This window comes from Streptomyces sp., from assembly GCF_019510245.1.
Lineage (GTDB): Bacteria > Actinomycetota > Actinomycetes > Streptomycetales > Streptomycetaceae > Streptomyces.
Genome location: NZ_JAEKKT010000151.1, coordinates 12,092 through 33,933 on the forward strand (window position 1 = coordinate 12,092; position 21,842 = coordinate 33,933).

Below are 21,842 nucleotides of genomic sequence, written 5' to 3' on the forward strand. Positions count from 1 at the left end.
GTCACTGGCTCCTGTCGGCGTCGGCGGGGGTGGGTCGGTCGGCCGGCAGCAGCTCGGCCAGCCGGGGCAGGCCCGCCAGCACGTCCCCGGCCGGCAGCCCGAAGTCGACGAGGCAGCCCACCTCGTCGGCGCCCGCCTCGGCGAGCCGGGCCAGCACCCGGGCGGCCTTGGCGGGCGTGCCCAGGAGCGAGGGTCCTGCCAGGTAGTCCTGGAAGGCGGCCTCCAGCAGGACGGGTTCGTCGCCGTCTCCGGTCTGCGCCCGGTAGGAGGACAGGTAGTCGTGCAGCGCGGGCCGCAGCCTGTCCTCCACGTCGGGCTCGTCGCTGACGTGCGCGTGGGTCATCACCACGACGTCTCCGCGCCCGGCGTGCCCGGCGTCCCGCCAGGCGGCCCGGTACCGGGCCACGTTCTCCCTCAGCTGGGGCAGGGTCTGGCCGAGCAGCGCGGTCATCACGCCGTACCCGGCGGTGCCCGCGGCCCGGAAGGTCTCCGGGTGCCCGGCCGCGGTGATCCACACCGGCAGTTCGGGCTGCACCGGGCGCGGCTGGGTGAGCACCCGTGCCGTCGTGCCCGCGGTGCCGGGGAAGGCAAGCTCCTCCCCCGCCCACAGCCGCCGCACCTGTTCGACGGTGCGCATCAGCGTCTTCTTGCGTTCGTCGTACGGTTCCCGGGCCAGCACGAAGTCGTCCGGGTGCCAGCCACTCGCGAAGGAGACGCCCACCCGGCCGCCGGAGATGTTGTCCACCACCGCCCACTCCTCGGCGATGCGGACCGGATGGTGCAGCGGAGCGGCGACGCTGCCGGCCCGCAGCCGCAGCCGCCGGGTCACGGCCGCCACCGTGGCGGCGAGGACGGAGGGGTTGGGGTGCGAGCCGCCGAAGTCGACGAAGTGCCGCTCGGGGAACCACGCGGCGTGGAAGCCCCGCTCGTCGGCGAACTCGCAGGCCCGCAGCATCATGGCGTAGTAGTCGGGGGCCGCGAGCGCGCGGGCCTGTGGGAAGAAGTACAGGCTGAGCCGGACCCGCGGTACCGCGTCCGGCGGCCCGTCGGCGGCCGGGACCTGCCGGGCGCGTTCGCGCAGCCGCAGCCGCAGCCGCAGGGCCGCGCGCTGCTCGGGGGTCAGCTGTCCGAGTCGTTCGCCGATGTCGCTCACGCCTGTCCCTCCTCTTCCGCGCCCTGCCCCTCGATCTCGGCCAGCAGCTCCAGCAGTTCGGCGTCGTCGCGTTCGCCGAGGATCTCGGCCACCCGCGCCGCGAAGTCGTCGAACGTGGAGTGCTCGTACAGGTCCTGCAGGCGGACCTCGACCAGCAACTGGTCGTTGACGACGGAGATCAGCTGCGCCGCCTGGAGCGAGGTGCCGCCCAGTTCGAAGAAGTTGTCCTGCGGGCGGATCGCCGGGCCTCCGAACGACTCCTGCCACAGGGCGGCCAGCAGGGACCGCGTCTCCGGGCCGTCGGTGGCGTCGTCGGCGCCGGGCTTCTCCTGTCCCGAGCGGGCCGGCACGGTCTCGGGGACCCCCGGCGCGGCCGCCCCCTGCGGGGGTGCACCCTCTGAGGCCGCGCCCTGCGCGGGGGTGCCGTCCGGATTGGCGGCCGGCCAGTGACGGGTGTCGGCGAACGCGTAGCCGGGCATCCGGGCCGGGGCGGCCGGCGGGGCGACGAGGTCGTCGGTGGCGCAGCCCGCCGTCCAGGCGGCGCCGAGCGCTGCCAGGTGCACCGTCGCCTCGTCGCGCTTGCCGTCGCCGAGGAGTTCGGCGATGACGGGGCGGTGCTCCGCGCCCCGGGTGACGCGCCGCAGCTGCGAGGCGAACGTCCGGCCCGGACCGGCTTCCAGCACCACGTGGGGTGCCGCGTCGAGCAGCACCCGCACCCCCTCGGCGAAGCGGACGGTGGTGTGCAGCTGACGGCCCCAGTAGGCCGGGTCGGTGGCCTGCGCGGCGTCCAGCGGCGCCCCGGTGAGATTGGACAGCACCAGTTCGCGTGGCGCGTGCAGGGAGAGGTCGCCCACCACCTCGGTGAACGCCTCGGCGGCCTCGGCCATGGACGGGGAGTGGAAGGCGTGCGCGGTGGCCAGCCGGCGCACCTTCACCCTCGCGGCGGCGCAGCGGCGTTCCACCTCCGCCATGTGCTCCGCCGCCCCGCCGAGGACCACGGTGTCGGGCGCGTTCACCGCGCAGACGTCCACGGCCAGGCCCGCCGCCAGCTCCCGCGCCGTGTCCTCTCCCGTCAGGACGGCGGCCATCACACCGGCCGGCGCGCAGCTCATCAGCCGGCCGCGTTCGACCACCGCCCGCGCCCCGTCCGCCTCGGAGAACACGCCCGCCCAGGTGGCGGCCACCAGTTCCCCGACGCTGTGGCCGAGGAGGACCGACGGGGTGACACCGTGCCGCCGCAGCCCGTGCAGCAGGGCGAGTTCCACGCTGAACAGCAGCGGCTGGACGACATCGGTGCGCAGCCAGCGCGGGTCGTCGTCCGGCCAGGTCCAGCAGCCCTCCAGGTCCGGCCCGCCGCACGCGCGGACGAGGGCCCGGGTGTCGGCCCACTCCCGGGCGAACCCCTCGTCGGCCGCGAGCAGTCCGCGCCCGGTGCCGGCCAGGGCGACCCCCTGGCCCGGCAGGAGCACGGCCACGGTCGGCTCGGGCACCGCCTTGGCCTGGGCCGACGCCGACTCCAGCGCGTCCGCCAGCGCGGCGCGGGCCGATGCCTCGTCCGCCGCCTCGATCGGGCAGGCCCAGCGGTACGGCAGCCGCCGCCGGCCGTGCCAGAGCGTGCCGAGGACGTCGTTCACCGGCCGGGTGCCCTCGCGCACCGCGGCGGCGAGCCGGGCCGTGGTGCGCTCCAGCGCGTCCGGGCTCGCGGCGGAGAGCACCGCGGGTCCGCGTCCGGGCGGGCCCGCGGGCGGCTCCGGCGGCCCTGCGGCGACGGCCGGTTCGGCGAGGATGACATGGGCGTTGGTGCCGCCCAGCCCGAAGGAGCTGACCGCCGCGTACCGGGTGCGCCCGCCGGGCCAGGGCATCGCCTGGCGCGGCAGGTGGAAGCGGTCCGCGCCCAGCGGCGCGTCGGGGCCGTCGCCGGGCTGTGCGGGGACCGGCGGAATCACCCCGTGCTGGACGGCGAGCACCGCCTTGATCAGACCGACCACGCCCGCCGCGGTGTCCGTGTGCCCGATGCCGGCCTTCACCGCGCCGAGCGCGCACGGCTCCGCCGTGTCGCCGTACGCCTGGGCCAGGGCCGCCAGTTCGACTTGGTCGCCGAGTTCGGTGGCGGTGCCGTGGGTCTCGATGAAGCCGATGTCCGCGGGTTTGCGCCCGGCCACCGCCAGCGCCTCCTCAAGCACCGCCGCCTGGCCTCGGGGGCTGGGTGCGACGAGGCTCATCCGGTCGGCACCGTCGTTGTTGACCGCGCTGCCCAGCAGCACCGCCCGGGCACCGCGCCCGGCCTCCTCGGCCCGGCGCAGCACCACCACCCCGGCACCGCTGGCGGGCACGGTGCCCCGGCTGCCCCGGGTGAAGGGCCGGCAGCGGCCGTCGGGAGAGAGCACGTCGCCCTCCTGGTAGGTGTAGCCCGCGCCCGGCGGCAGCTGGACGGTGACCCCGCCCGCGATCGCGAGGTCGCACTCGTAGGTGAGCAGGCTGCGCAGGGCCACGTGGACGGCGACCAGCGAGGTGGAGCAGGCGGTCTGCACGGTGAGGGCCGGGCCGGTGAGGCCCAGCCGGAACGCGAGGGAGGTCGCCAGGTAGTCCTTGTCGTTGCCGAGCGAGATCTGCTGGCGGCCCGCGGCCCGGACCAGCACGGGGTCGGCGTCGACGTAGCGGTGCCGGTAGCCGCTGTCGCCGCAGCCGAGGAAGACTCCCACCCGGCCCGGGTCACGCTCGGTGTCGACGCCCGCGTCCTCCAGCGCCTGCCAGGCGACCTCGGTGATGATCCGCTGCTGGGGGTCGGTCACCGCGGCCTGGGTCGGGCTCATGCCGAACAGCTCCGCATCGAACCGGTCGACGCGGTCGATCCCGCCGACGCCCAGGGTGCCGTCGGGCAGCTCCCCCGGCAGTGCCACGTGCCCGCGGACCACGTCGGCCCAGAAGGTGTCCGGGTCGGCGGCTCCGGGCACTCGGACGGCCACTCCGATCACCGCCACCGCGTTGTCAGGTGTGTGCATCTGCGTCCGCCTCGATTCCTGGTACCTGGAGGGTCGATGAGGGCCGCCGGCCGGCGCGCCAGCCGCTGAGGGCGCGGGAGCGGTCGCGGCCCCGGGCCGCGCCCTGCGCCGCGGGCCCGTCGGCCGCGGCGGCACCGTCGAGGTGTGCCGCGAGGGCGCGCACGGTGGTGTGGCGGAACAACTCGGCCGCCGTGAGCCGGGGGTGGGCGGTGCGCAGCGCCGCCAGGACCCGCAGCACCCCGTGCGAGGTCCCGCCGAGCTCGAAGAAGGTCGCATCGTGGTCCTGGACGGGACGGCCGAGGACGGTCTCCCACACCTGGCACAGGCGCGCCGCGGTGGCCCCGTCCGCCGGGGGCTGCCCGGCGGGCGCGGCCGGCCGCCGGTCGGCCGCCCAGCGCGCCAGGGTGTCGCGGTCAAGTTTGCCGTTGGGCAGCTGCGGCAGCGCGGGGACGCGCAGCCAGGCGCCGGGGACCGCGGCCGCGGGGAGCCAGGCCTCGGCGTGGGCGCGCAGCTCCCGCAGCGGGTCGGGGGCCGCCGGGCCGGGCGGTCCGTCCGCCGCGACGCCGTCCGGCAGGAACGCCACCAGGTGGGTGGAGTCGGCGTTCGGGGCCACGGCGACCTCCTGCGCGCCGCCCGCGCGCAGGGTGGCTTCCACCTCCTCCACCTCGATCCGCTGGCCGAGGACCTTGCACTGTCCGTCCCGGCGGCCGAGGAACCGCAGCCCGTCCGGGCCGTCGAGGACGACCAGGTCCCCGGTGTCGTAGCCGCGTCCGCGGCCTCCGTCGAGCGACACGAACCGTTCGGCGGTCAGCTCCGGGCGGCGCCAGTACCCCTCGGCGACCCCCAGGCCGCCGATGACCAGCCGGCCGGGGCAGCCCGGGGGCAGCCGCCGGCCCAGCCCGTCCAGCACATGGCAGGACTCGCCCGGCAGCGGCAGCCCGATCCGGACGGCGCCGCCCCGGGCGACCCGCCAGGTGGTGGACCACACGGTGGTCTCCGTGGGGCCGTAGCAGTTGACGACCGGGCCAGGGACGGTCGCGGCCAGCTCCTCCGCAAGGTCGGGGGCGAGGGGCTCGCCGCCCACCAGCAGGGCGCCCAGCCGGCCCAGCAGGGCGCGGCCCGCCGGGTCGGCGAGCAGCAGCCGGGCGATGGTGGGCGTGCACTGGTACATCGCCCCGGCCGGCACGTCCTGCTCGGCCGCCTGCCGGTGCCCGGTCACCAGGACGGTGCGGCCCCGGGTGAGCGGCCACAGCAGTTCCAGGACACTGATGTCGAAGGACAGGCTGGTGCCCGCGACGGTCAACGGCGCCCCGGGCAGGGCCCGGTCGCACGCGTCGAAGAGCGCGGTGAGCCGGGTGTGTCCCACCACGACGCCCTTGGGCCGGCCGGTCGAGCCGGAGGTATGCAGGATGTAGGCGCGCCCGGCCGGGTCCGCCGGCGCCGCATCGCCCTCTTCGCCGTCCGCCGGTACGGCGGCCCCGGCGTCGGCCATGTCCAGGGGCAGGACGCCGGGCGTGTCCCGCAGCGCCTCCGGCAGGGCCCGGTCGCCCAGGACGACGGCCGGGGCGGTGTCGGCCACGATGAACCGCAGCCGGTCGGCCGGGTACTCGGGATCCAGTGGCACGTACACCGCGCCCGCCCGCCAGACGGCGAGCACGGCCACCACCAGGTCCGTGCCCCGTGGCAGGCAGATGCCCACCCGGTCCCCGGGCCGCACCCCCCGCCCGGTGAGCGCGCGGGCCACCGCGCGCGACCGCCTCTCCAGGGCGGCGTAGGACAGCGTCCGGTCCCCGTCGGTGACGGCGGCGGCCTCCGGGGTCGTACGGGCGTGCCGCAGGACGAGTTCGTGCACCGGCCGCGGGTCGGGGTCCAGCGGGGCGCCCTCCAGGACGGCCAGTTCGGCCTCCTCCGTCTCGCCGAGGAGGCCGACGGCGGCGAGCGGGCGCACCGGGTCCTCCGTGAGCCGCTCCAGGAGACGGGCCACGTGGCCGACGGTGTTGCGGGCCCGCTCCGGTGGCAAGGCGCCCTCGCGGTGGACGAGTTCGATCCGCATGCCGCCGTCGGGCAGATGGCGCAGGGCCAGGCAGCAGTCGTACTCCGCCTCCCCGGTCTCCGTCTCGCCGATCGTCCAGCGCAGCCCGCCCGCCTCCACCGCCGGCACCGGGGCGGTCTCGGTGCACAGGATCTGGGCGAGCGGCTTGCGGCCGGGCTCGCGTACGGCGCGCAGGCCGGACAGGATCTCCTCGAAGGGCAGTCCGGCGTGGTCGAGCGCGTCGAACAGAGCGTCCACGGTCCGGTCCACCACCGTCGAGGTGTCCGCTCCGGCCAGGTCGACGCGGACCGGGACGGTGTTCTGGAGACAGTCGATGCGCCGGTCGCCGCCGTCCTTACGGCCGCTCACCGGGACCGCGAGGACGACGTCGTCCCGGTCCAGGTACCAGGCCGTCACCGCGGCTACGGCGCCGAGGAACTGGGCGAACGGACTGGCGCCGGTGGTCCGCGCGCGGTGCCGCAGCCGGTCGCGGAGCGCGGCCGGCAGGTCCTGGATCACGGTCCGCTTGTGCCGGCCGGCCGCGGACCGCGTCCAGGGCAGTTCGGTCCGCTGTGGGCAGCCCTCCAGGTAGCGCCGCCAAAAGGCGCGCAGTCGTTCTCCGTCCGCCCGGGGTGCCGGCTCGTCGTCGTCCTGGTCTCCGGCGGCCGGTCCGGTCGTGGCGGGGTCGGCGTAGGCGCCGGTGAGCGCCGACAGCAGCAGGGCCGTGGAATCGTCGTCGAAGACCGCGTGGTGCACGGCGATCAGACAGTGGGTGCGCCGCGGGCCGACGAGCGCCCTGATCCGGCACAACGGGCCCGTGCCGTGTTCGAACGGCGCCGCCAGTACCGCGGACTCTGCCGCCAGCAGCGCGTCCGCGTCCGCGGTCGTCCGGATGACCATGTCCACGGCGTCGGGGTCGTGCACCCGCCGGCGCAGTCCCTCGGGGTCGAGGTGCAGCGAGGTCCGCAGCGCCGGATGGGCCGTGACCACCGCGCGCAGCGCGTCCCGGAGCCGCTCGGGATCGGCCGTCCCTTCCGCGGTGATCCGCTTGACGAGGGTGCGGGCGGCGCCGCCGTCCTGCTGGTCCAGCAGGTAGAACCGCAGCTGTCCGGGGGTGGCCGGGCGGGTGTCGGGGCGGCTCATCCGGCGTTCTCCGGACGTGCTCCGGCCCTGACGCGCAGCAGTGCCGTCATGGCCGCCGGGGTGGCATGGCGGATGACTTCCTTCAGGGCCAGTTCCGGCAGTCCGGCGCCGCGCAGCGCCGTCTTGAGCCGCAGCGCGAGCAGGGAGGTGCCGCCGAGGTCGAAGAAGTTGTCGTCCGGGGCGACGGGCACGTCCAGCACGTCGCGCCAGACCCCGACCACCCGGTCGAGGACGTCCCCGGACGCGTCCGGGGAGCCGGCGGGGCCGGCCGGGGCGTCCGCGTCCGGCTCGGGGGCGGGCAGCAGCGCGGTGTCGAGCTTGCCGTTGGCGGTGACCGGAAGGGTCGTGAGCGCGGTGACGGTCTGCGGGACCATGTACTCGGGCAGCCGGGCCGCCGCCCGCCGGAGCAGCCCGTCGGTGGAGCCGCCGGCCGCGAGCACCACATAGGCGTCGAGACGTGCCTCGGCCGTGCCGGCGCCGCGCACGACGACCGCCGCGGACGTGACCGACGAGTCCCGCAGCAGGACGTCGCGGACCTCACCCAGTTCGATGCGGAAGCCTCGCACCTTCACCTGGTCGTCCAGCCGTCCCAGGTGCTCCAGCTCCCCGCTGGGCAGCAGCCGACCCTGGTCGCCGCTGCGGTAGAGCCGTCCCCCCGGCACCCGCGGGTGGCGGTCGGTGGTGAAGCGTTCGGCCGTCAGCTCGGGACGGTTGAGATAGCCGAGGGCCACCCCCGCGCCGCCCACGTGCAGTTCTCCGGCAACGCCGGGCGCCACCGGACGGCCGCGCGCGTCCAGGACGTATATCTCCCAGCCGGGCAGCGGACGGCCGACGACCCGGCTGCCGGTACGGGCGTCCTCGGGGGTGACCGTGTGGGTGGTGCTGTGCACGGTGGTCTCGGTGATGCCGTACATGTTCTCCACGCGGACCCGGGGATAGCGCTCGAACCAGGGTGACAGGGTGCGCGTGTCGAGCGGTTCGCCACCGAAGACCACCAGGCGCACCGACAGGCGGCCCCGCGCCAGCCGGTCGGTGGCGAGCAGCAGCGCGAACGCGGTCGGCGTCTGGCTGAGGACGGTCACCTCCTCGTCCTCCAGCAATTGGTGGAACTCCTCCGGGTTGCGCGAGACCGCGCGGGGCACGATCACCAGCCGGCCGCCGGTGAGCAGACAGACCCAGATCTCCCAGGCGGAGAAGTCGAAGGCGAACGAGTGGAACAGCGACCACACGTCGTCCGGGCCGAGGCCGAAATCGTCGCGTGTCGCGTTGAGCAGCGAGGTGACGTTGCGGTGTGTCACCAGCACGCCCTTGGGCCGGCCGGTGGACCCGGAGGTGTGGATGGCGTAGCAGGGCAGATCCGGGTCGACGGCGGGCAGCGGCCGGGCCGGGTCCTGTGGCCGGGTATGCACCGGCAGCCAGTCGATGTGCTCCGGCAGGTCCGCCGGGCGGGAGTCCGCGCCGCCGACCACGACCCGCACGCCCGCGTCGCCGATCACGAGGGCCAGCCGCGCCTCGGGGTAGGAGGGGTCCAGCGGTACGTACGCCGCTCCGGTCTTCAGCACGCCCAGCAGGGCGACGATCAGATCGCAGGAGCGTTCCATGCGCACGCCCACCCGGTCCCCGGCCCGCACCCCGGCCTCGGCGAGCGCACGGGCCACCGTGCCGGAGCGCTCCTCGACCTCGGCGTAACGCAGCGCGGTGTGCCCGTCGTTGACGGCGATGCGGTCGGGCGACAGCCCGGCGCGCCGGGTGAACAGCGCAGGCACGGACAGTTCCTCGGGGGTGAGACGGGCGCCGCGTCCGGCGTCCAGGACCCGCTGCCGGTCGGCGTCGTCGAGGACGCTCACCGAGGCCAGGCGCGCGTCGGGCCGTTCGGCGAACTCGCGCAGTACGGCGACGAGCTGGCGCGTGAACAGCGCCGCCTGGTCGGCCGAGAACCACCGGTGGCGGAACTGGAGCAGCCCCTGCGCAGCGCCCTCGGCCGCCAGGTCGACGTACACGAGCAGGGGGAACTTCGCGGCGCCCGCGAAGGGGTGGGGCAGCGGCCGCGCGGTGAGTCCCGGCAGACGCAGGGGCGGCGGGGTCCACAGGGGGGCGACCGCGGCGGTCAGTGGGCCGGGGCCCGACTGGTGGCCGGTGGGCAGCACGTCGAAGAGCGGCAGGTCCGCGTCCCGGTAGGCGGCGAGGCACTGGCGGTGGCAGGTGCGCAGGAAACCGGCCACGGTGCCGTCCTCCGCCAGGCGCACCGGAAGGGGGACGGTGTTGCTGAAGTAGCCGATGGTGTGCCGTTGTGCGGCCGGCCGGCGGGTGACAAAACTGCCGACCAGCGAGGCGTCCGTGCCGCCGTTGCGGGCGAGTACCAGCCCCGTCGCGGCGGTCAGCGCCGAGTGGCGGGAAATGCCCAGGTCGCGGACGGTGCCGGCCAGTTTCCGCCATACGTCGTCCGGGACGGTGAACGGCAGCTGGCCGCCGTCCGCGTCGGCCGCGTCGCCGTCGCCGCAGCCCCAGCCCGGTCCGGAGCCGAGCGGGAGGGCGGACAGTTCGGCGCGGCGGGCGGCCGCCCGGCCGGCCCCGCGCCGGGCGGCCCCGGCGGCGGCCGTCGCCCAGCCCCGATAGTCGCCCGGGGACCGCGTGGTGTCGCCCGTGAGGACCTCGGCGACGGCCGTCTCCATCGCCTGGTCGTCCACGACGAGGTGACTGGCGGTCAGCACCAGGTCGGCGCTGCCGTCCTGGCGGCGCAGCAGCGCCCCGCGCATCAGCGGTCCGTTCCGGGTGTCGATCGGGCGCAGGCACTGCGCCAGGCGCCGGGCCGCGCCGTCGTCGTCCGCCGCGGACGGCGGGAGGGTCTCGTCCCGCCATTCGGGGGCGGTGTCCGACCGGGCCATGCCGAGGGCCGGGCCGTCGTCGACGAGGCGCGAGGACAAGGCCGGGTGCCTGCGCACCAGGGCGCGGAACCGCTCCGCGAGCAGCTCGCCGTCGAACGTGCCGGTGAGGCGGTAGGCGGCGACCACGGTGTGCAGGCCCGGCCGTTCGGCCAAGGCGTCGGCGAGGTGGACGCCGACCTGGTTGGGTGCGAGCGGCCAGTCGGCCCCGGTTGGACGGGCGGCGCCCGCCGGGTCGCCGCCGTCGATTGCGCCGTCGTCCGGGCCCGGCCCCACGGACCCGCCACTGCGGTCGGTCACGGCTTGCCTCCAGTCGGTGCGTGTCCTGCTGGTGAGGGGCTGGGCCGCGGCGCGGGCGGCGGCGCGGACCGCGGGCCGGTCGCCCGGGGCCAGCCGGTACGGCTGTGTCCGCCGTCCCGTGTGTGCGGCCCCGCGCAGACCGGCTCACTCATAGTCGATCCAGTCCATGGCCTCGATCGCGGCCACGGTCTCGGCGAGCGCCGCCGGATCGGGAGCGGACCCGCTGAGCGCGGCCACGTTGCCGGCCGCGCCGATCCGCCAGTCGACGGGCGCGCCCGGTTCGACCAGTGGCACCACCCGGTCCACGTACGGCAGCCGGCGCATCCCGGTCAGGTCGCGCATCGCCTTGACGCGGATGGCGCCCACGGGCGGCACGATCAGATAGTGGAAGACGGCGGGGCCGCGCCCCACCGGGTCGGGGGTGGTGTACGGGCGTCCCAGCGCCGCCTTGACGGCGATGTCGGCCGGCACGCTGCTGCCCGCGCGCACGCCGAGGTCGTCCACCCAGGCGCCCAGGCGGCCGTTGACCTCGATGACCCGCGGGCCGTCGGGGGTCAGCTTGATCTCGACGTCGGCGACCCCGTGCACACCGAGGGCGCCGACCGCCCGGCACGCCAGGTCGGCCACCTCCCGGACCAGGTCGTCCGGCACCACCGACTGCCCGCCGTAGGCGCCGCGTTCCCGGAAGGGCTCGGCGAGCGCGAACTTGCTGCTGACGAAGACCGGACGCACGTCGTCGCCGCGGGCGACGCAGTCCACCGCCATGTAGTCGCCCCAGGGGGCCTCCACCGGCATGCCGACGAGCAACTCCTCCAGGACGACCGCGGTTTCGGCCGGCCCGCCGATGCCGCCGAGCGCCGCCGCGACCACCGCGCGGCACTCGTCCGCCGTGGCGACGGCGGTGGTGTTGCGGCTCGACGCGCCGACGACCGGTTTGACGATCGCGGGCAGTCCCACCCGCGCGATGGCCGCGTCCACCTGGTCGGTGGCGGTCACCGTGCAGAACCGCACGGTGTCCAGGCCCACTTCGGCGAACCGCTCTCGCTGGCGGTCTTTGTTGGTGACCGCCTCCCGCAGGGCGGGTGAGTGATAGGGCAGACCGAGCGCGGCGGCCAGCCGGACCGTGTCGGCGATACGGAATTCGCTGAACGTGATGATTCCGGCGGGGTCCAGCCCGCGTATCTCATCGACGACCGACGCTTCGGTGCGGCCTGCCGTGTTCACCACCCGGCCCAGTCTGCCGAGGACCGGGATCATCTGCTGCGCGTGTGCCGAGTCCGCGGCCACGAATGCGACTTCGCAGCCATTGCCGCGGGCGACCTGGGAAAGGCGGAGCGGCGCGAGGCTACCGATGTCGTAGACGGCGATGAGTACCGGTGAATCGCTCAAGTGGGGTGGTCCTTCCCAAGTGATCGACGGTTCTCTCGCCGGGCCACAGCGGGGTTCACACGGCGAGAAAGGCGTCTGTGTACATGAGAGGCGGCAGAAGCATAGCCACTGACCAGGGCCCCGGCAATGATCGGTTTCCAGCCATCGCTTCCCGGGTGAATTCGCCGGTAATTACGGAGTGAGCTGCGTCACATTCACTGGTGAAAGGTTTCACCACATGAGGCGCCGACCAATTTCATAGCGTTGGCAGCCCAGTCCCGTCCGTTGGTGCGCGTCGGTCCCGGAATCGTCGTGCGTTTGATGAGGTGAGGAGCCAGGATGAACCAGTCCCCCGGTACGGAAAACGGTGCGGACCGTATTCCGGTGTTGTGGGCAGAAGTCCTCGGAGCGGGTTCCGACTCGAATCTGGGTTTTCTGGAGAACGGTGGGGATTCTTTCCGGGCCCTCACCCTCTCCACCATGATCCACGAGGAGACGGGCGTCGAGATAGATTTCCTCGACATCCTGGAAAGCGAGAACGCCCACGCGCTGCGCGACCTTGTGCGCTCCGCGGCCGACTCGTCCTGACACGTTCGGACGCAGGGCCCCGGAAACGAGAATCCGCGATCGGAGGAAACACGTGTCCGCTCCGCGTTCCGCGGAAGAGACGCCCTTCCCTGACCAGGCCGCTCCCCGGACCCTCCGGATGATGTGCGTCCCCTACGCGGGGGCGGGCGCCGGCGTGTACCGGGGGTGGCGGCCCGGACCCGACGTCCACCTCGACGTGGTACCGGTCCAACTCCCCGGACGCGAGGAGGAGTTCACGGCGCCGTTCCACCGGACGGTCCGGGCGGCCGCCGAGGACGTCGCCGGCCGGGTCGCCGCGCACGCCGACGGCGCCCCCTACGTCCTCTTCGGCCACAGCCTCGGCGCCCTCCTCGCCTACGAGGCGACCCGCCACCTGCTGGAGACCGGCGGTCCCCCACCCCGGCACCTGGTGGTCAGCGGCTCCGTCAGCCCCCGGCGCCGCCGCCCCGAGAAACTGTCCGACGATCCGGCGCGGGCCGTCGCCCAGTTGCGCGAGCTGACCGGGCAGCCGGACGCCTTCGCCGACCCCGAGATCCGCGACCTCCTGCTGCCCGCCCTGCGCGCCGACATCGCGATGTCCGAGGGCTACCGCCCGCAGCCGCACCGTCCGCTGCCGGTCCCGCTCACGGCCCTCCGCGGCACCGCCGACGCCTCCGTCCCGGCCTCCGACTGGCGGGACTGGGCGGCCTACACCTCGGCGGGCTTCCAGGCCGTCGAGTTGCCCGGCGGACACATGTACCTCACCGAGTCCTGGCCCGCCGTGCTGCGCGCCGTCGCGGAGCTGGTGTGATGACGACCCCCGGTACGCAACGAAAGGAGCCGCCCGTGGCAGCGGCCGCCCCCGCGACCCTCCATGAGCTGTTCACCCGTTCCGCCGCACACCATCCGGACCGCACCGCGCTGGAAGTGGACGGCCGGACCTTCAGCTACGCGGAACTGGACCGCCTGTCGGACCGGCTGGCCGGACTGATCCTGCGCCGGGCCGGCCGCCGCCCCGCACGGGTGGGACTGCTGGCCGCCCGCAGCCTCACGGCCTACGCGGGCTATCTGGCCGCGTTGCGACTGGGCGCGGCGGCGGTGCCGATCAACCCCGCACACCCGCCCGCCCGGCAGCTGGCCGTCGTCAAGGACGGCACCCTCGACCTCGTCGTCGGCGCGCCCTTGCGCACGCGGGACGGCACCCGGGCGCGGCCCGACCTCGGCGTGCCCTGGCTGCTCGTCGACGAGGCGTCGCTGACGGAACCGGCCGACGGCACCGGCGCGGTGGCGGGCGACGACGGCGGGGACCGGCCGGGCCGAACGGTCGCCGCGCCGCCACGGCCGGACGACATCGCCTACATCCTGTACACGTCGGGCTCCACCGGTGCGCCGCGCGGTGTGCCCGTCCGGCACGCGAACATCGTGCCGTTCATCGACTGGGCTGTCGACGCCTGCGGTTTCGGCCCGCAGGACCGCACCTCCCAGAACGTCGAGTTCTCCTTCGACGTGGCCGTCTACGAGATGTTCGTGACCTGGGCGGCAGGCAGCGCGCTGGTCGTGCCCCGCGCCAACGACGTGCTGCGGCCCTCCCGGTTCGTCAACGAGCACCGGATCACGCACTGGTTCTGCGTGCCGTCCCTCGGCAGCCTCGCCGAGCGCACCGGCGCGCTCGCCCCCGGCTCGATGCCCACCCTGACCAAGGTCATGCTGGGCGGCGAACGCCTCACCGCCGAACAGGCCCGGCAGTGGGCCGAGGCCGCGCCCAACGCCGTACTGCACAACATGTACGGGCCGACCGAGATGAGCGTCGTCTGCGTGCACAAGAACCTCGGCGGCGCGGGCCGGCTCGTGCCCGCCGGCTCCAACGGGACGATGCCCATCGGCGAGGTGCTGCCGCACCTGGAGAGCGTCGTGCTCGGGGAGAACGGACAGCCGGCCGCGACCGGCGAGTTGTGTCTGCGCGGGCCCCAGCGGTTCGCCGGCTACCTCGACCCGGCCCACAACGAGGGGCGGTTCCTGCGCCGCCGGCCCGGGGCGGCCGCGCTCGTCCTTCCGGCGGGGGAGGCACCCCGCGACACGGACTGGTACCGCACCGGCGACCTGGTCCACGCGGAGGGCGAGGGACTGGTCTTCCTCGGCAGGCTGGACGACCAGGTGAAGGTGCGCGGACACCGCATCGAAGTGGGCGAGGTGGAGGCGCAGTTGGCGCGCCACCCCGCGGTCCGGGAGGCCGTCGTGGTGGCCCACCACGCCGGGTCGGAAGCGACGCTGGTCGCCCACTACACGGGTACCGTCACCCCGCCCGCCGAACTGACCGGCTTCCTCCGCGAACGGCTCCCGCTCTACATGCTGCCGAGCCGCTTCCTGCACCGGGAGTCGTTCCCGCTGAACACCAACGGCAAGATCGACCGCCGCTCGCTGCCGGCCCCCGACCTCGGACGGACACCGTACTGAGCCGCGCGCCCGGCCGGGGTGCGCGCGCCCACCACCACTTCGACCCGCTGCGGAGGAGACATGTCAGGCACCACGACCGGTGAGGTACCGAAGATCCTCCTCATCGGTTCCGGTGACCTCACCATACGGTTGGGTCATCTGCTGGCGAGCGCGGAACCGGAGACGCGGCTCGCCCTCGCGAGCCGCTCGGCGGAGCGCGCCACCCGCTTCGCGAACCTGACCAAGCTGGCGGCCGCCAACCTCGGCCGGATACGCGAGGTCGAGGCGGTGGCCATGGACATGGCCGACGTGGACCGCACCGCGGAGCAACTGCGGCGCATCCGACCGACGATCATCTTCATGGGCGCCTCCATCCAGGCCGCCCGCGCCATCATGGACCTGCCCGAGGACCTGTTCCGACGGCTCGACGAGGCACAGCTGGGCCCCTGGCTGCCGATGCACCTCACGCTCGCGCACGAGCTGATGCAGGCCGTACGCCTCGCGGAGTCGCGGGCCGTCGTCGTCAACGGCGCCTACCCCGACGCGGTCGGCCCCGCCCTCGCGGCCCTCGACCTGGCGCCCGACGTCGGGATCGGCAACATCGGCAACATCGTGCCCGGCATCACCTGGGCCGCCGCCGAGGAACTGGGCGTCTCCCCGGCCGAGGTCGACGTGAAGGCCGTGGGGCACCACTACTTCAGCCACCACGTGCACCGGTACGGTGAGGCCCGCGGCATCCCGCACCTGCTCGACGTCCGCGTCGCGGGGACACCGGCCACGGTCGACGCCGACGCGGTGTACGCCCGGCTGGCCGGCGGCCTGCGGCGCCAGGGCGGCAAGGAGGGCCAGCAGCTGACGGCCACCTCCGCCGCGCGCCTCCTGCTCGCGCTGCTGTCCCGCACGGAGCACACTCTGCACGCGCCCGCCCCCGGCGGCATGACCGGTGGCTACCCGGTCCGGGTGTCGCGCGACGGCGTACGGCTCGACCTGCCGCCCGGCACCACCGCCTCGGCGGCCCAGGCCGTCAATCGGCGCTGCCAGCTCCTGGACGGGATCGAGCGCGTGGCCGCCAACGGAACGGTCCAGTTCACCGAGGAACGCATGGCGGTGATGCGGGACATGCTGGGCTACCACTGCACCGAGCTGAAGGTCGCCGACGCCCGCTCCGCGGCGACCGAACTCGCCGGGCGCTACGACGCCTTCCTGCGCCGGCACGGACTGGGCGCATGACCGCGCGCACCGTCCTCTTCGACCTCGACGGCGTGCTCGTGGACAGCCAGGACGCCGAGGTGCTGGCCCTGCTGGAGTTCGCCGCGACCGTGCACGCCCGGGTCCCGGCCGAGGGCTTCGCCGAGCGGGTCGCGGGCCGCCGGATGAGCGAGTCGGTCGCCATCATCGGTCAGTACACGGGCCTCCCGTTGCCGGACGACGCGGTGGAGCGGGTCAGGGAGATCGCCGAGCGGCACCTGGCGACCCGGTTGCGCGCCACCCCCGGGGTGGCGGCGGCCCTGCGGGAGATCACGGCACCCGCGTACGTGGTGTCGAACTCCCCGCTCGGCATGATCGAGGACCGCCTGCGCCGCACCGGCCTCGCCGGCTTCTTCGCCGGCCCCCACTTCTCGGCGTACGAACTCGGCACGTGGAAGCCGGACCCCGGCCTCTACCGGCAGGCGGTACGCACACTGGGGTTGGACCCCGAGACCGTCGTCGCGGTCGAGGACAGCGAGGTCGGCGTGCGCTCCGCCCATGACGCGGGCCTGCGCGTCCACTGGTACCGGCCCGACCGGCCGGAGGAGAGCCGGTGCTCGGGGCGCGTCCGCGTCTTCGGCAACATGAGGGCACTGCCCGAACTGCTCGCGGCACGGGTCTGACCGGGCCGCCCGCGCCGCGAACTCTCGCGCGAAGTCCGCCTCCCCTGTTTTCCGTGATCGCGGCGGCACGGGAGCGGCGGAAGAGGCGGCACGGGAGGGAACGGGTTCGTCGGCGTCCTCGTGTGCGAAGTGGTCGCGGTGCTGCTCCTGGCGGTCGGACTGCGGGACACAGCGGTGGTCCGGCGGCTGCGGTGGCACGGCGCACGCACCTGGGGACTCGATCCGACCCGCGCGGTGCGACCGCGGACGGAATGCCCCGGGCGCTCCGCCGGTGCCGGCCGGACCGCTGGCCAAGCCGGTCACCCCCGAAGGTCCGCCGGCGCATCGAGCACGACTACCGCGAACTCAAACACGGCCTCGGCCCGGACCACTTCGAAGGCCGCTCCTGGCCCGGCCGGCACCACCACGTGGCCCTCGTGACCGCCTCCCACGCGTTCCTCACCGAGCAGCGCCTGGCTCCAAAAGTGCCCACACCGGCCTCACTCCCTACCAGACCGTCGACGCCCTCCAGGGCATCCTGAGGTGCTGGACCGGCGTCTGCAGCACATGCCACCAAGCCCTCCCCGCCAGGCGGCCCATGACTCCAAGGTCCAGGAGCAATGCTCGGAACCTGTGGATCGGACGAGGGAACGCGGAGGGCGTACCTTCCCGATTCATCCTGTGATGGTCACCGAGTAGGCCCGCGTTGCAGCCCTGGCGGCGCGCACCGTACGCCTCGCCCGGGCCGGTGCGGACTCCGCACTGGCTACGCTTTCCGAGTGACCACGACTGACGCCTACGCCGCGTACATCGCGAGCCTCCCCCGGATCCTCGCCGGGGCCGCCGCGCTCTTCCGGGACACCGAGGGACGGGTCCTGCTCGTCGAGCCGAACTACCGGGAGGGCTGGGCGCTGCCCGGCGGCACCGTCGAGTCCGACGACGGGGAGACCCCGCGCCAGGGCGCCCGCCGGGAGACCCTGGAGGAGATCGGCCTGGACCGTGAGATGGGCCGGCTGCTGGCGGTCGACTGGGTGCACGGCGCCGGCCGGCCCCCGATCGTCGCCTACCTGTACGACGGCGGGCTCCTCTCCGACGCCGACCTCGAGGCGATCCGGCTCCAGGAGGAGGAGCTGCTGTCCTGGCGGCTGGTCCCCCGGGAGCAACTCCCCGAACACCTCCCGGGCGCCCTGGGCCACCGGGTCCTGGCCGCCCTGGACGTCCTCACGGAGGGGGCGGGCACGGCAGAACTGGAGAACGGTCACCGGGTCGGCTGACCCGGCCACCCCACCGGCCCGGCCGCACCCGGGCCACCGCCCCGATAACCGCTGGCCCCGTCCGCCCGCCCGCCCTACCCTCGGCCCCATGAACAGGCCACTCGTCGCCATCCTCAGTGGTGCAGGGATCTCCACCGATTCCGGGATCCCTGACTATCGCGGCCCGAACGGGCTGTGGCGCAAGGATCCCGAGGCCGAGAAGCTCGTGACGTACGACTACTACATGGGTGACCCCGAGATCCGGCGCCGGTCTTGGCAGATGCGGCAGAAGAACCGGACCCTCGCGGCCGAGCCCAACGCGGCGCACCGGGCCGTCGCCGAGCTGGAGCGGTCGGGGACGCCGGTGCGGGTGATCACGCAGAACGTGGACGGGCTGCACCAGCTCGCCGGGATGCCCGCCCGCAAGGTGCTCGAACTGCACGGCTCGGCGCGCGAAGTGGTGTGCACGAAGTGCCGTGCGCGGGGGTCGATGGCGGACGCGATCGCCCGGGTCGAGGCCGGAGAGGAGGACCCGCCGTGCCTGGAGTGCGGGGGCATCCTCAAGTCGGCGACCGTGATGTTCGGAGAGCAACTCGACCCCGTCGTCCTCGGCGAGGCCCTCGCCATCAGCAAGGCCTGCACGGTGTTCGTCGCCGTCGGCAGCAGCCTCCAGGTCCACCCGGCCGCCGGCCTCGCGGGCGTCGCCGCCGACCACGGCGCCCGGCTGGTCGTCGTCAACGCCGAACCGACGCCGTACGACGACCGGGCCGACGAGATCGTCCGGGAGCCGATCGGGACTGCCCTGCCGAAGCTGCTCGCCGCGCTTCAGGACGGTTAGAAGAGCCCCGCGCCCCGTTCGAAGTCCAGCAGGCGCTGCTTGCGCGGCAGGCCGCCGCCGTAGCCGGTGAGGCTGCCGTTGGCCCCGATCACGCGGTGGCAGGGGACGATGATGCCGACGGGGTTCTTCCCGTTGGCGAGGCCGACCGCGCGGGAGGCCTGGGGGTTGCCGAGGGCTGCGGCGAGTTCGCCGTACGAGCGGGTCTCGCCGTAGGGGATCCGGCGCAGCTGTTCCCAGACGCTGCGCTGGAACGGGGTTCCGGCCAGGCGCAGTTCGACGGTGAACTCCTTCAACTCGCCCGCGAAGTACGCGGTCAGCTGTTCCTCGGCCTCGGCGAAGAGGTCGTGGTCGCGGGCGCCGAAGGCCTCCTCGGGCGGGCGGTGGCGCTGGTCCTCCATGTAGAGGCCGCAGAGGGTGCCGTCCTCGGCCACCAGGGTGAGGGGGCCGTAGGGGCTGTCGGTCACGGTGTGGTTCTTCACGGCGATGTCCTCGAACGTCGTCATACGGGGAGGAAGTTGATCGGGTGGCTGTCGGTCGCCCACAGGTACTGGACGGCGTACGCGCGCCAGGGGCGCCAGGCCGCCGCGCGGGCGGTGAGGGCGGCCGGGGTGCCGGGCAGGCCCAGCTCCTGGGCGGCCCGGCGGATTCCGAGGTCCGTGGGAAGGAAGGCGTCGGGGTCGCCGAGGGCGCGCATGGCGACGACGTCGACGGTCCAGGGACCGAAACCGGGGAGGGCGAGGAGGCGGGCGCGCGCCTCGGACCAGTCGCTCTCGACGCCCAGCTGGAGGGTGCCGTCGGCGAGTCGGCCGACGAGGGTGGTGAAGGTGGTACGGCGGGTGCGGGGCATCGCCAGGGAGTCCGGGTCCACGTCCGCGAGCGCCTCGGGGGACGGGAAGAGATGGGTGAGGCCGCCCTCGGGATCGTCCACCGGGGTGCCGTGGGCGGTCACCAGGCGGGCCGCGTGGGTGCGGGCGGCGGCCGTGGAGACCTGCTGGCCCAGCACGGCCCGGACGGCGAACTCCGCCTCGTCGACCGTGCGCGGTACCCGCCGCCCCGGTGCCTTGTCGACCAGCGGCGCCAGGAGGGGATCGGTGCGCAGCTGGCCGTCGACGGCGACCGGGTCGGCGTCCAGGTCGAGCAGCCGCCGGCAGCGGCTGATGGCGACGGGCAGGTCGCGGAGGTCGCTGAGGGTGAGCCGGCAGGCGATGTGGTCGGGCTTCGGCGTGAGGGCGGCGATGCCGTGGCCGTAGGGCAGCCGCAGGGTCCGCCGGTAGGCGCCGTCCCGCCACTCCTCCACGCCGGGAACGGCGGTGGCCGCGAGGTGGCCGAAGAGGTTGTCGGGGTTGAGGGGGGCGCGGAAGGGCAGCCGGAGGGTGAGCGTGCCGGGGGCGAGCCGAGCCGACCTGGGGCGGCGGTCGCGCAGTTCGGTCGGGGAGAGGGCGAAGACCTCGCGGACGGTGTCGTTGAAGGTGCGGATCGAGGAGAAGCCGGCCGCGAAGGCGATCTCCGCCATCGGCAGCGCGGTCGTCTCGACCAACAGGCGGGCGGTCTGGGCGCGTTGGGCCCGGGCGAGGGCCAGTGGTCCGGCGCCTAGCTCGGCGAGCAGTTGGCGTTCGACCTGCCGGGGGCTGTAGCCGAGGCGGGCGGCGAGGCCGGGGACGCCCTCGCGGTCCACGACCCCGTCGGCGATCAGCCGCATGGCGCGGGCGACCAGGTCGGCGCGCTGGTTCCACTCCGGGGACCCGGGGCTGGTGTCGGGACGGCAGCGTTTGCAGGCCCGGAACCCGGCCTGCTGGCAGGCGGCCGCGCTCGGGTGGAACGTCATGTTCTCGGGTTTGGGCGGTACCACCGGGCAGCTGGGCCGGCAGTAGATGCGGGTGGTCAGGACGGCGGTGAAGAACCAGCCGTCGAACCGCGCGTCCTTCGACTGCACGGCCCGTACGCAGTGCTCGCGGTCGAGGTGCATCCCTTTCTGCATGGGTCCAGCATCGGCCACCGGGGTGGCCGATGCTGGCGGGAATCCGACACGAAGGTGCGCTGACCTCCGCAGCCCTGCGGTCCTCTTCTTCGGGACCGCCGTCAGGCGAAGTAGTGGTCCTGGTCGAGGTCGGCCAGCAGTCCCGGCTGCGCGGGCCGCCAGTCGTAGCGCTCGCGGGTGGCGGCGCCGGACGTGGGGTTGTCGTTCACGACGAAGGCCGCCAGCCAGCCGAAGTGGCCGGCCGCCTCCTCCGGTGCGAGGGACACGACCGGCACGTCGAGGCGGCGGCCGACGATCTCGGTGATGTCGCGCAGCAGGACGCCCTCGTCGGCGACCGCGTGCAGCACGGCACCGGCCGGGGCCTGCTCCAGGGCCTTGCGGTAGAGGGTGGCGGCGTCGAAACGGTGCACGGACGACCATCGGTTGGTGCCGTCACCCACGTACGCGGCGACACCCTTGTCGCGGGCGACGCCGATCAGGTGCGGGACGAAGGCATGGTCGCCGGCCCCGTGCACCTGCGGGAGCCGGATCGCCGAGACCCGTACCCCGCGGTCGGCCAGGGCCAGGGCGGCCCGCTCCGACTCGGCCCGGTGCGCGCCGGGCGCCGCCGGGTCGGACCCGTCGGCCTCGGTGCCGACCCGGCCCGGGGCGAGCAGGCCGGTCACGGAACTGATGACCAGGGGGCGGCCGGAGCCGGCGAGCGCGTCGCCGAAGGCGGCGAGGACCGCGAGTTCGGTGCGCAGGGCGCCGGGCATGTCGGAGAAGTCATGGTTGAAGCCCGTGTGCACCACCCCGTCCGTCGCGTCCGCCGCGACCCGCAGGCCGTCGACGTCGTTCAGGTCGCCGCGGTACGCCTCGGCTCCCACCTCCTTCAGGGCCGCCTCGGCCGCGTCCGAGCGGGCCAGGCCGAGCACCTGGTGGCCGGCGCCGAGCAGTTCGCGGACGACCGCGCTGCCGATGAACCCGGTGGCGCCGGTGACGAACACACGCATGACACATCACCTCAGGGGAGAGTGCGACTTCTTGGACGGCTTCAGCGTGCG

The 21,842-nt window shown here is 74.5% G+C and carries 15 protein-coding genes and 1 pseudogene; 8 read left to right on the forward strand and 8 right to left on the reverse strand.

From position 1 onward, the window contains the following. Position 1 precedes the first annotated feature (1 nt). From JF597_RS27405 to JF597_RS27425, 5 genes are all read right to left on the reverse strand, one after another. Positions 2 to 1,153, reverse strand: coding sequence for a MupA/Atu3671 family FMN-dependent luciferase-like monooxygenase (locus JF597_RS27405; protein WP_294001341.1), 1,152 nt, complete (start codon positions 1,151 to 1,153; stop codon positions 2 to 4). Next, positions 1,150 to 4,155 (reverse strand): beta-ketoacyl synthase N-terminal-like domain-containing protein, encoded by a 3,006-nt coding sequence (locus JF597_RS27410; RefSeq protein ID WP_294001344.1) that lies wholly within the window; start codon positions 4,153 to 4,155, stop codon positions 1,150 to 1,152. Before JF597_RS27410 ends, JF597_RS27405 begins: the two co-directional genes overlap by 4 nt. Beyond that, positions 4,142 to 7,330 carry an amino acid adenylation domain-containing protein gene (locus JF597_RS27415; RefSeq protein ID WP_294001346.1) on the reverse strand — a complete coding sequence of 1,063 codons (3,189 nt, stop codon included), beginning with the start codon at positions 7,328 to 7,330 and terminating at the stop codon, positions 4,142 to 4,144. Before JF597_RS27415 ends, JF597_RS27410 begins: the two co-directional genes overlap by 14 nt. Next, the gene (locus tag JF597_RS27420) at positions 7,327 to 10,512 is read right to left on the reverse strand and encodes an amino acid adenylation domain-containing protein (RefSeq protein ID WP_294001348.1); all 3,186 of its coding nucleotides are present in this window, start codon (positions 10,510 to 10,512) and stop codon (positions 7,327 to 7,329) included. Before JF597_RS27420 ends, JF597_RS27415 begins: the two co-directional genes overlap by 4 nt. Positions 10,513 to 10,656: 144 nt before the next feature. Next, positions 10,657 to 11,901 carry an ATP-grasp domain-containing protein gene (locus JF597_RS27425; protein ID WP_294001351.1) on the reverse strand — a complete coding sequence of 415 codons (1,245 nt, stop codon included), beginning with the start codon at positions 11,899 to 11,901 and terminating at the stop codon, positions 10,657 to 10,659. A gap of 318 nt (positions 11,902 to 12,219) precedes the next feature. Here JF597_RS27425 and JF597_RS27430 point away from each other — a divergent pair, with 318 nt between their 5' ends. From JF597_RS27430 to JF597_RS27465, 8 genes and pseudogenes are all read left to right on the forward strand, one after another. Further along, positions 12,220 to 12,468: a phosphopantetheine-binding protein gene (locus JF597_RS27430; RefSeq protein ID WP_294001353.1), complete on the forward strand. Its 249-nt coding sequence runs from the start codon at positions 12,220 to 12,222 to the stop codon at positions 12,466 to 12,468. 52 nt (positions 12,469 to 12,520) lie between these two features. Further along, positions 12,521 to 13,258 carry an alpha/beta fold hydrolase gene (locus JF597_RS27435; RefSeq protein ID WP_294001356.1) on the forward strand — a complete coding sequence of 246 codons (738 nt, stop codon included), beginning with the start codon at positions 12,521 to 12,523 and terminating at the stop codon, positions 13,256 to 13,258. A 35-nt stretch (positions 13,259 to 13,293) separates the two neighbouring features. Then, on the forward strand, positions 13,294 to 14,901 hold the full coding sequence (locus tag JF597_RS27440; RefSeq protein WP_294001359.1) for an amino acid adenylation domain-containing protein: 1,608 nt from the start codon (positions 13,294 to 13,296) through the stop codon (positions 14,899 to 14,901). Between the two features lie 60 nt (positions 14,902 to 14,961). Beyond that, the gene (locus JF597_RS27445) at positions 14,962 to 16,110 is read left to right on the forward strand and encodes a hypothetical protein (protein WP_294001362.1); all 1,149 of its coding nucleotides are present in this window, start codon (positions 14,962 to 14,964) and stop codon (positions 16,108 to 16,110) included. Continuing rightward, a complete protein-coding gene (locus JF597_RS27450; protein WP_294001364.1) occupies positions 16,107 to 16,751 on the forward strand; it encodes an HAD-IA family hydrolase in 645 nt (214 codons plus the stop codon). The genes JF597_RS27445 and JF597_RS27450 overlap by 4 nt, the downstream gene beginning before the upstream one ends. Positions 16,752 to 17,059: 308 nt before the next feature. Beyond that, positions 17,060 to 17,272, forward strand: a pseudogene (locus JF597_RS27455) (IS701 family transposase); the annotation flags it as partial. Positions 17,273 to 17,509: 237 nt separating this feature from the next. Continuing rightward, positions 17,510 to 18,004 (forward strand): NUDIX hydrolase, encoded by a 495-nt coding sequence (locus tag JF597_RS27460; RefSeq protein ID WP_294001367.1) that lies wholly within the window; start codon positions 17,510 to 17,512, stop codon positions 18,002 to 18,004. Between the two features lie 88 nt (positions 18,005 to 18,092). After that, on the forward strand, positions 18,093 to 18,821 hold the full coding sequence (locus tag JF597_RS27465) for a Sir2 family NAD-dependent protein deacetylase (RefSeq protein ID WP_294001370.1): 729 nt from the start codon (positions 18,093 to 18,095) through the stop codon (positions 18,819 to 18,821). Here the strand turns inward: JF597_RS27465 and JF597_RS27470 are convergent. The 3 genes from JF597_RS27470 to JF597_RS27480 all read right to left on the reverse strand — a co-directional run bounded on the left by JF597_RS27470 (position 18,818) and on the right by JF597_RS27480 (position 21,791). After that, on the reverse strand, positions 18,818 to 19,300 hold the full coding sequence (locus JF597_RS27470; protein WP_294001433.1) for a methylated-DNA--[protein]-cysteine S-methyltransferase: 483 nt from the start codon (positions 19,298 to 19,300) through the stop codon (positions 18,818 to 18,820). The two genes, JF597_RS27465 and JF597_RS27470, sit on opposite strands and share 4 nt — an antisense overlap. Before the next feature lie 20 nt (positions 19,301 to 19,320). Continuing rightward, on the reverse strand, positions 19,321 to 20,799 hold the full coding sequence (locus JF597_RS27475; protein ID WP_294001373.1) for an AlkA N-terminal domain-containing protein: 1,479 nt from the start codon (positions 20,797 to 20,799) through the stop codon (positions 19,321 to 19,323). A 101-nt stretch (positions 20,800 to 20,900) separates the two neighbouring features. Beyond that, positions 20,901 to 21,791 carry an SDR family oxidoreductase gene (locus JF597_RS27480; protein ID WP_294001376.1) on the reverse strand — a complete coding sequence of 297 codons (891 nt, stop codon included), beginning with the start codon at positions 21,789 to 21,791 and terminating at the stop codon, positions 20,901 to 20,903. Between the last annotated feature and the right edge of the window lie 51 nt (positions 21,792 to 21,842).

Bases quoted from the DNA above. Each gene is read 5' to 3' on its own strand.
- JF597_RS27410 (WP_294001344.1), bottom strand. From the start codon at position 4,155: ATGCACACACCTGACAACGCGGTGGCGGTGATCGGAGTGGCCGTCCGA.
- JF597_RS27415 (WP_294001346.1), bottom strand. From the start codon at position 7,330: ATGAGCCGCCCCGACACCCGCCCGGCCACCCCCGGACAGCTGCGGTTC.
- JF597_RS27430 (WP_294001353.1), top strand. From the start codon at position 12,220: ATGAACCAGTCCCCCGGTACGGAAAACGGTGCGGACCGTATTCCGGTG.
- JF597_RS27445 (WP_294001362.1), top strand. From the start codon at position 14,962: ATGTCAGGCACCACGACCGGTGAGGTACCGAAGATCCTCCTCATCGGT.
- JF597_RS27450 (WP_294001364.1), top strand. From the start codon at position 16,107: ATGACCGCGCGCACCGTCCTCTTCGACCTCGACGGCGTGCTCGTGGAC.
- JF597_RS27465 (WP_294001370.1), top strand. From the start codon at position 18,093: ATGAACAGGCCACTCGTCGCCATCCTCAGTGGTGCAGGGATCTCCACC.
- JF597_RS27475 (WP_294001373.1), bottom strand. From the start codon at position 20,799: ATGCAGAAAGGGATGCACCTCGACCGCGAGCACTGCGTACGGGCCGTG.
- JF597_RS27480 (WP_294001376.1), bottom strand. From the start codon at position 21,791: ATGCGTGTGTTCGTCACCGGCGCCACCGGGTTCATCGGCAGCGCGGTC.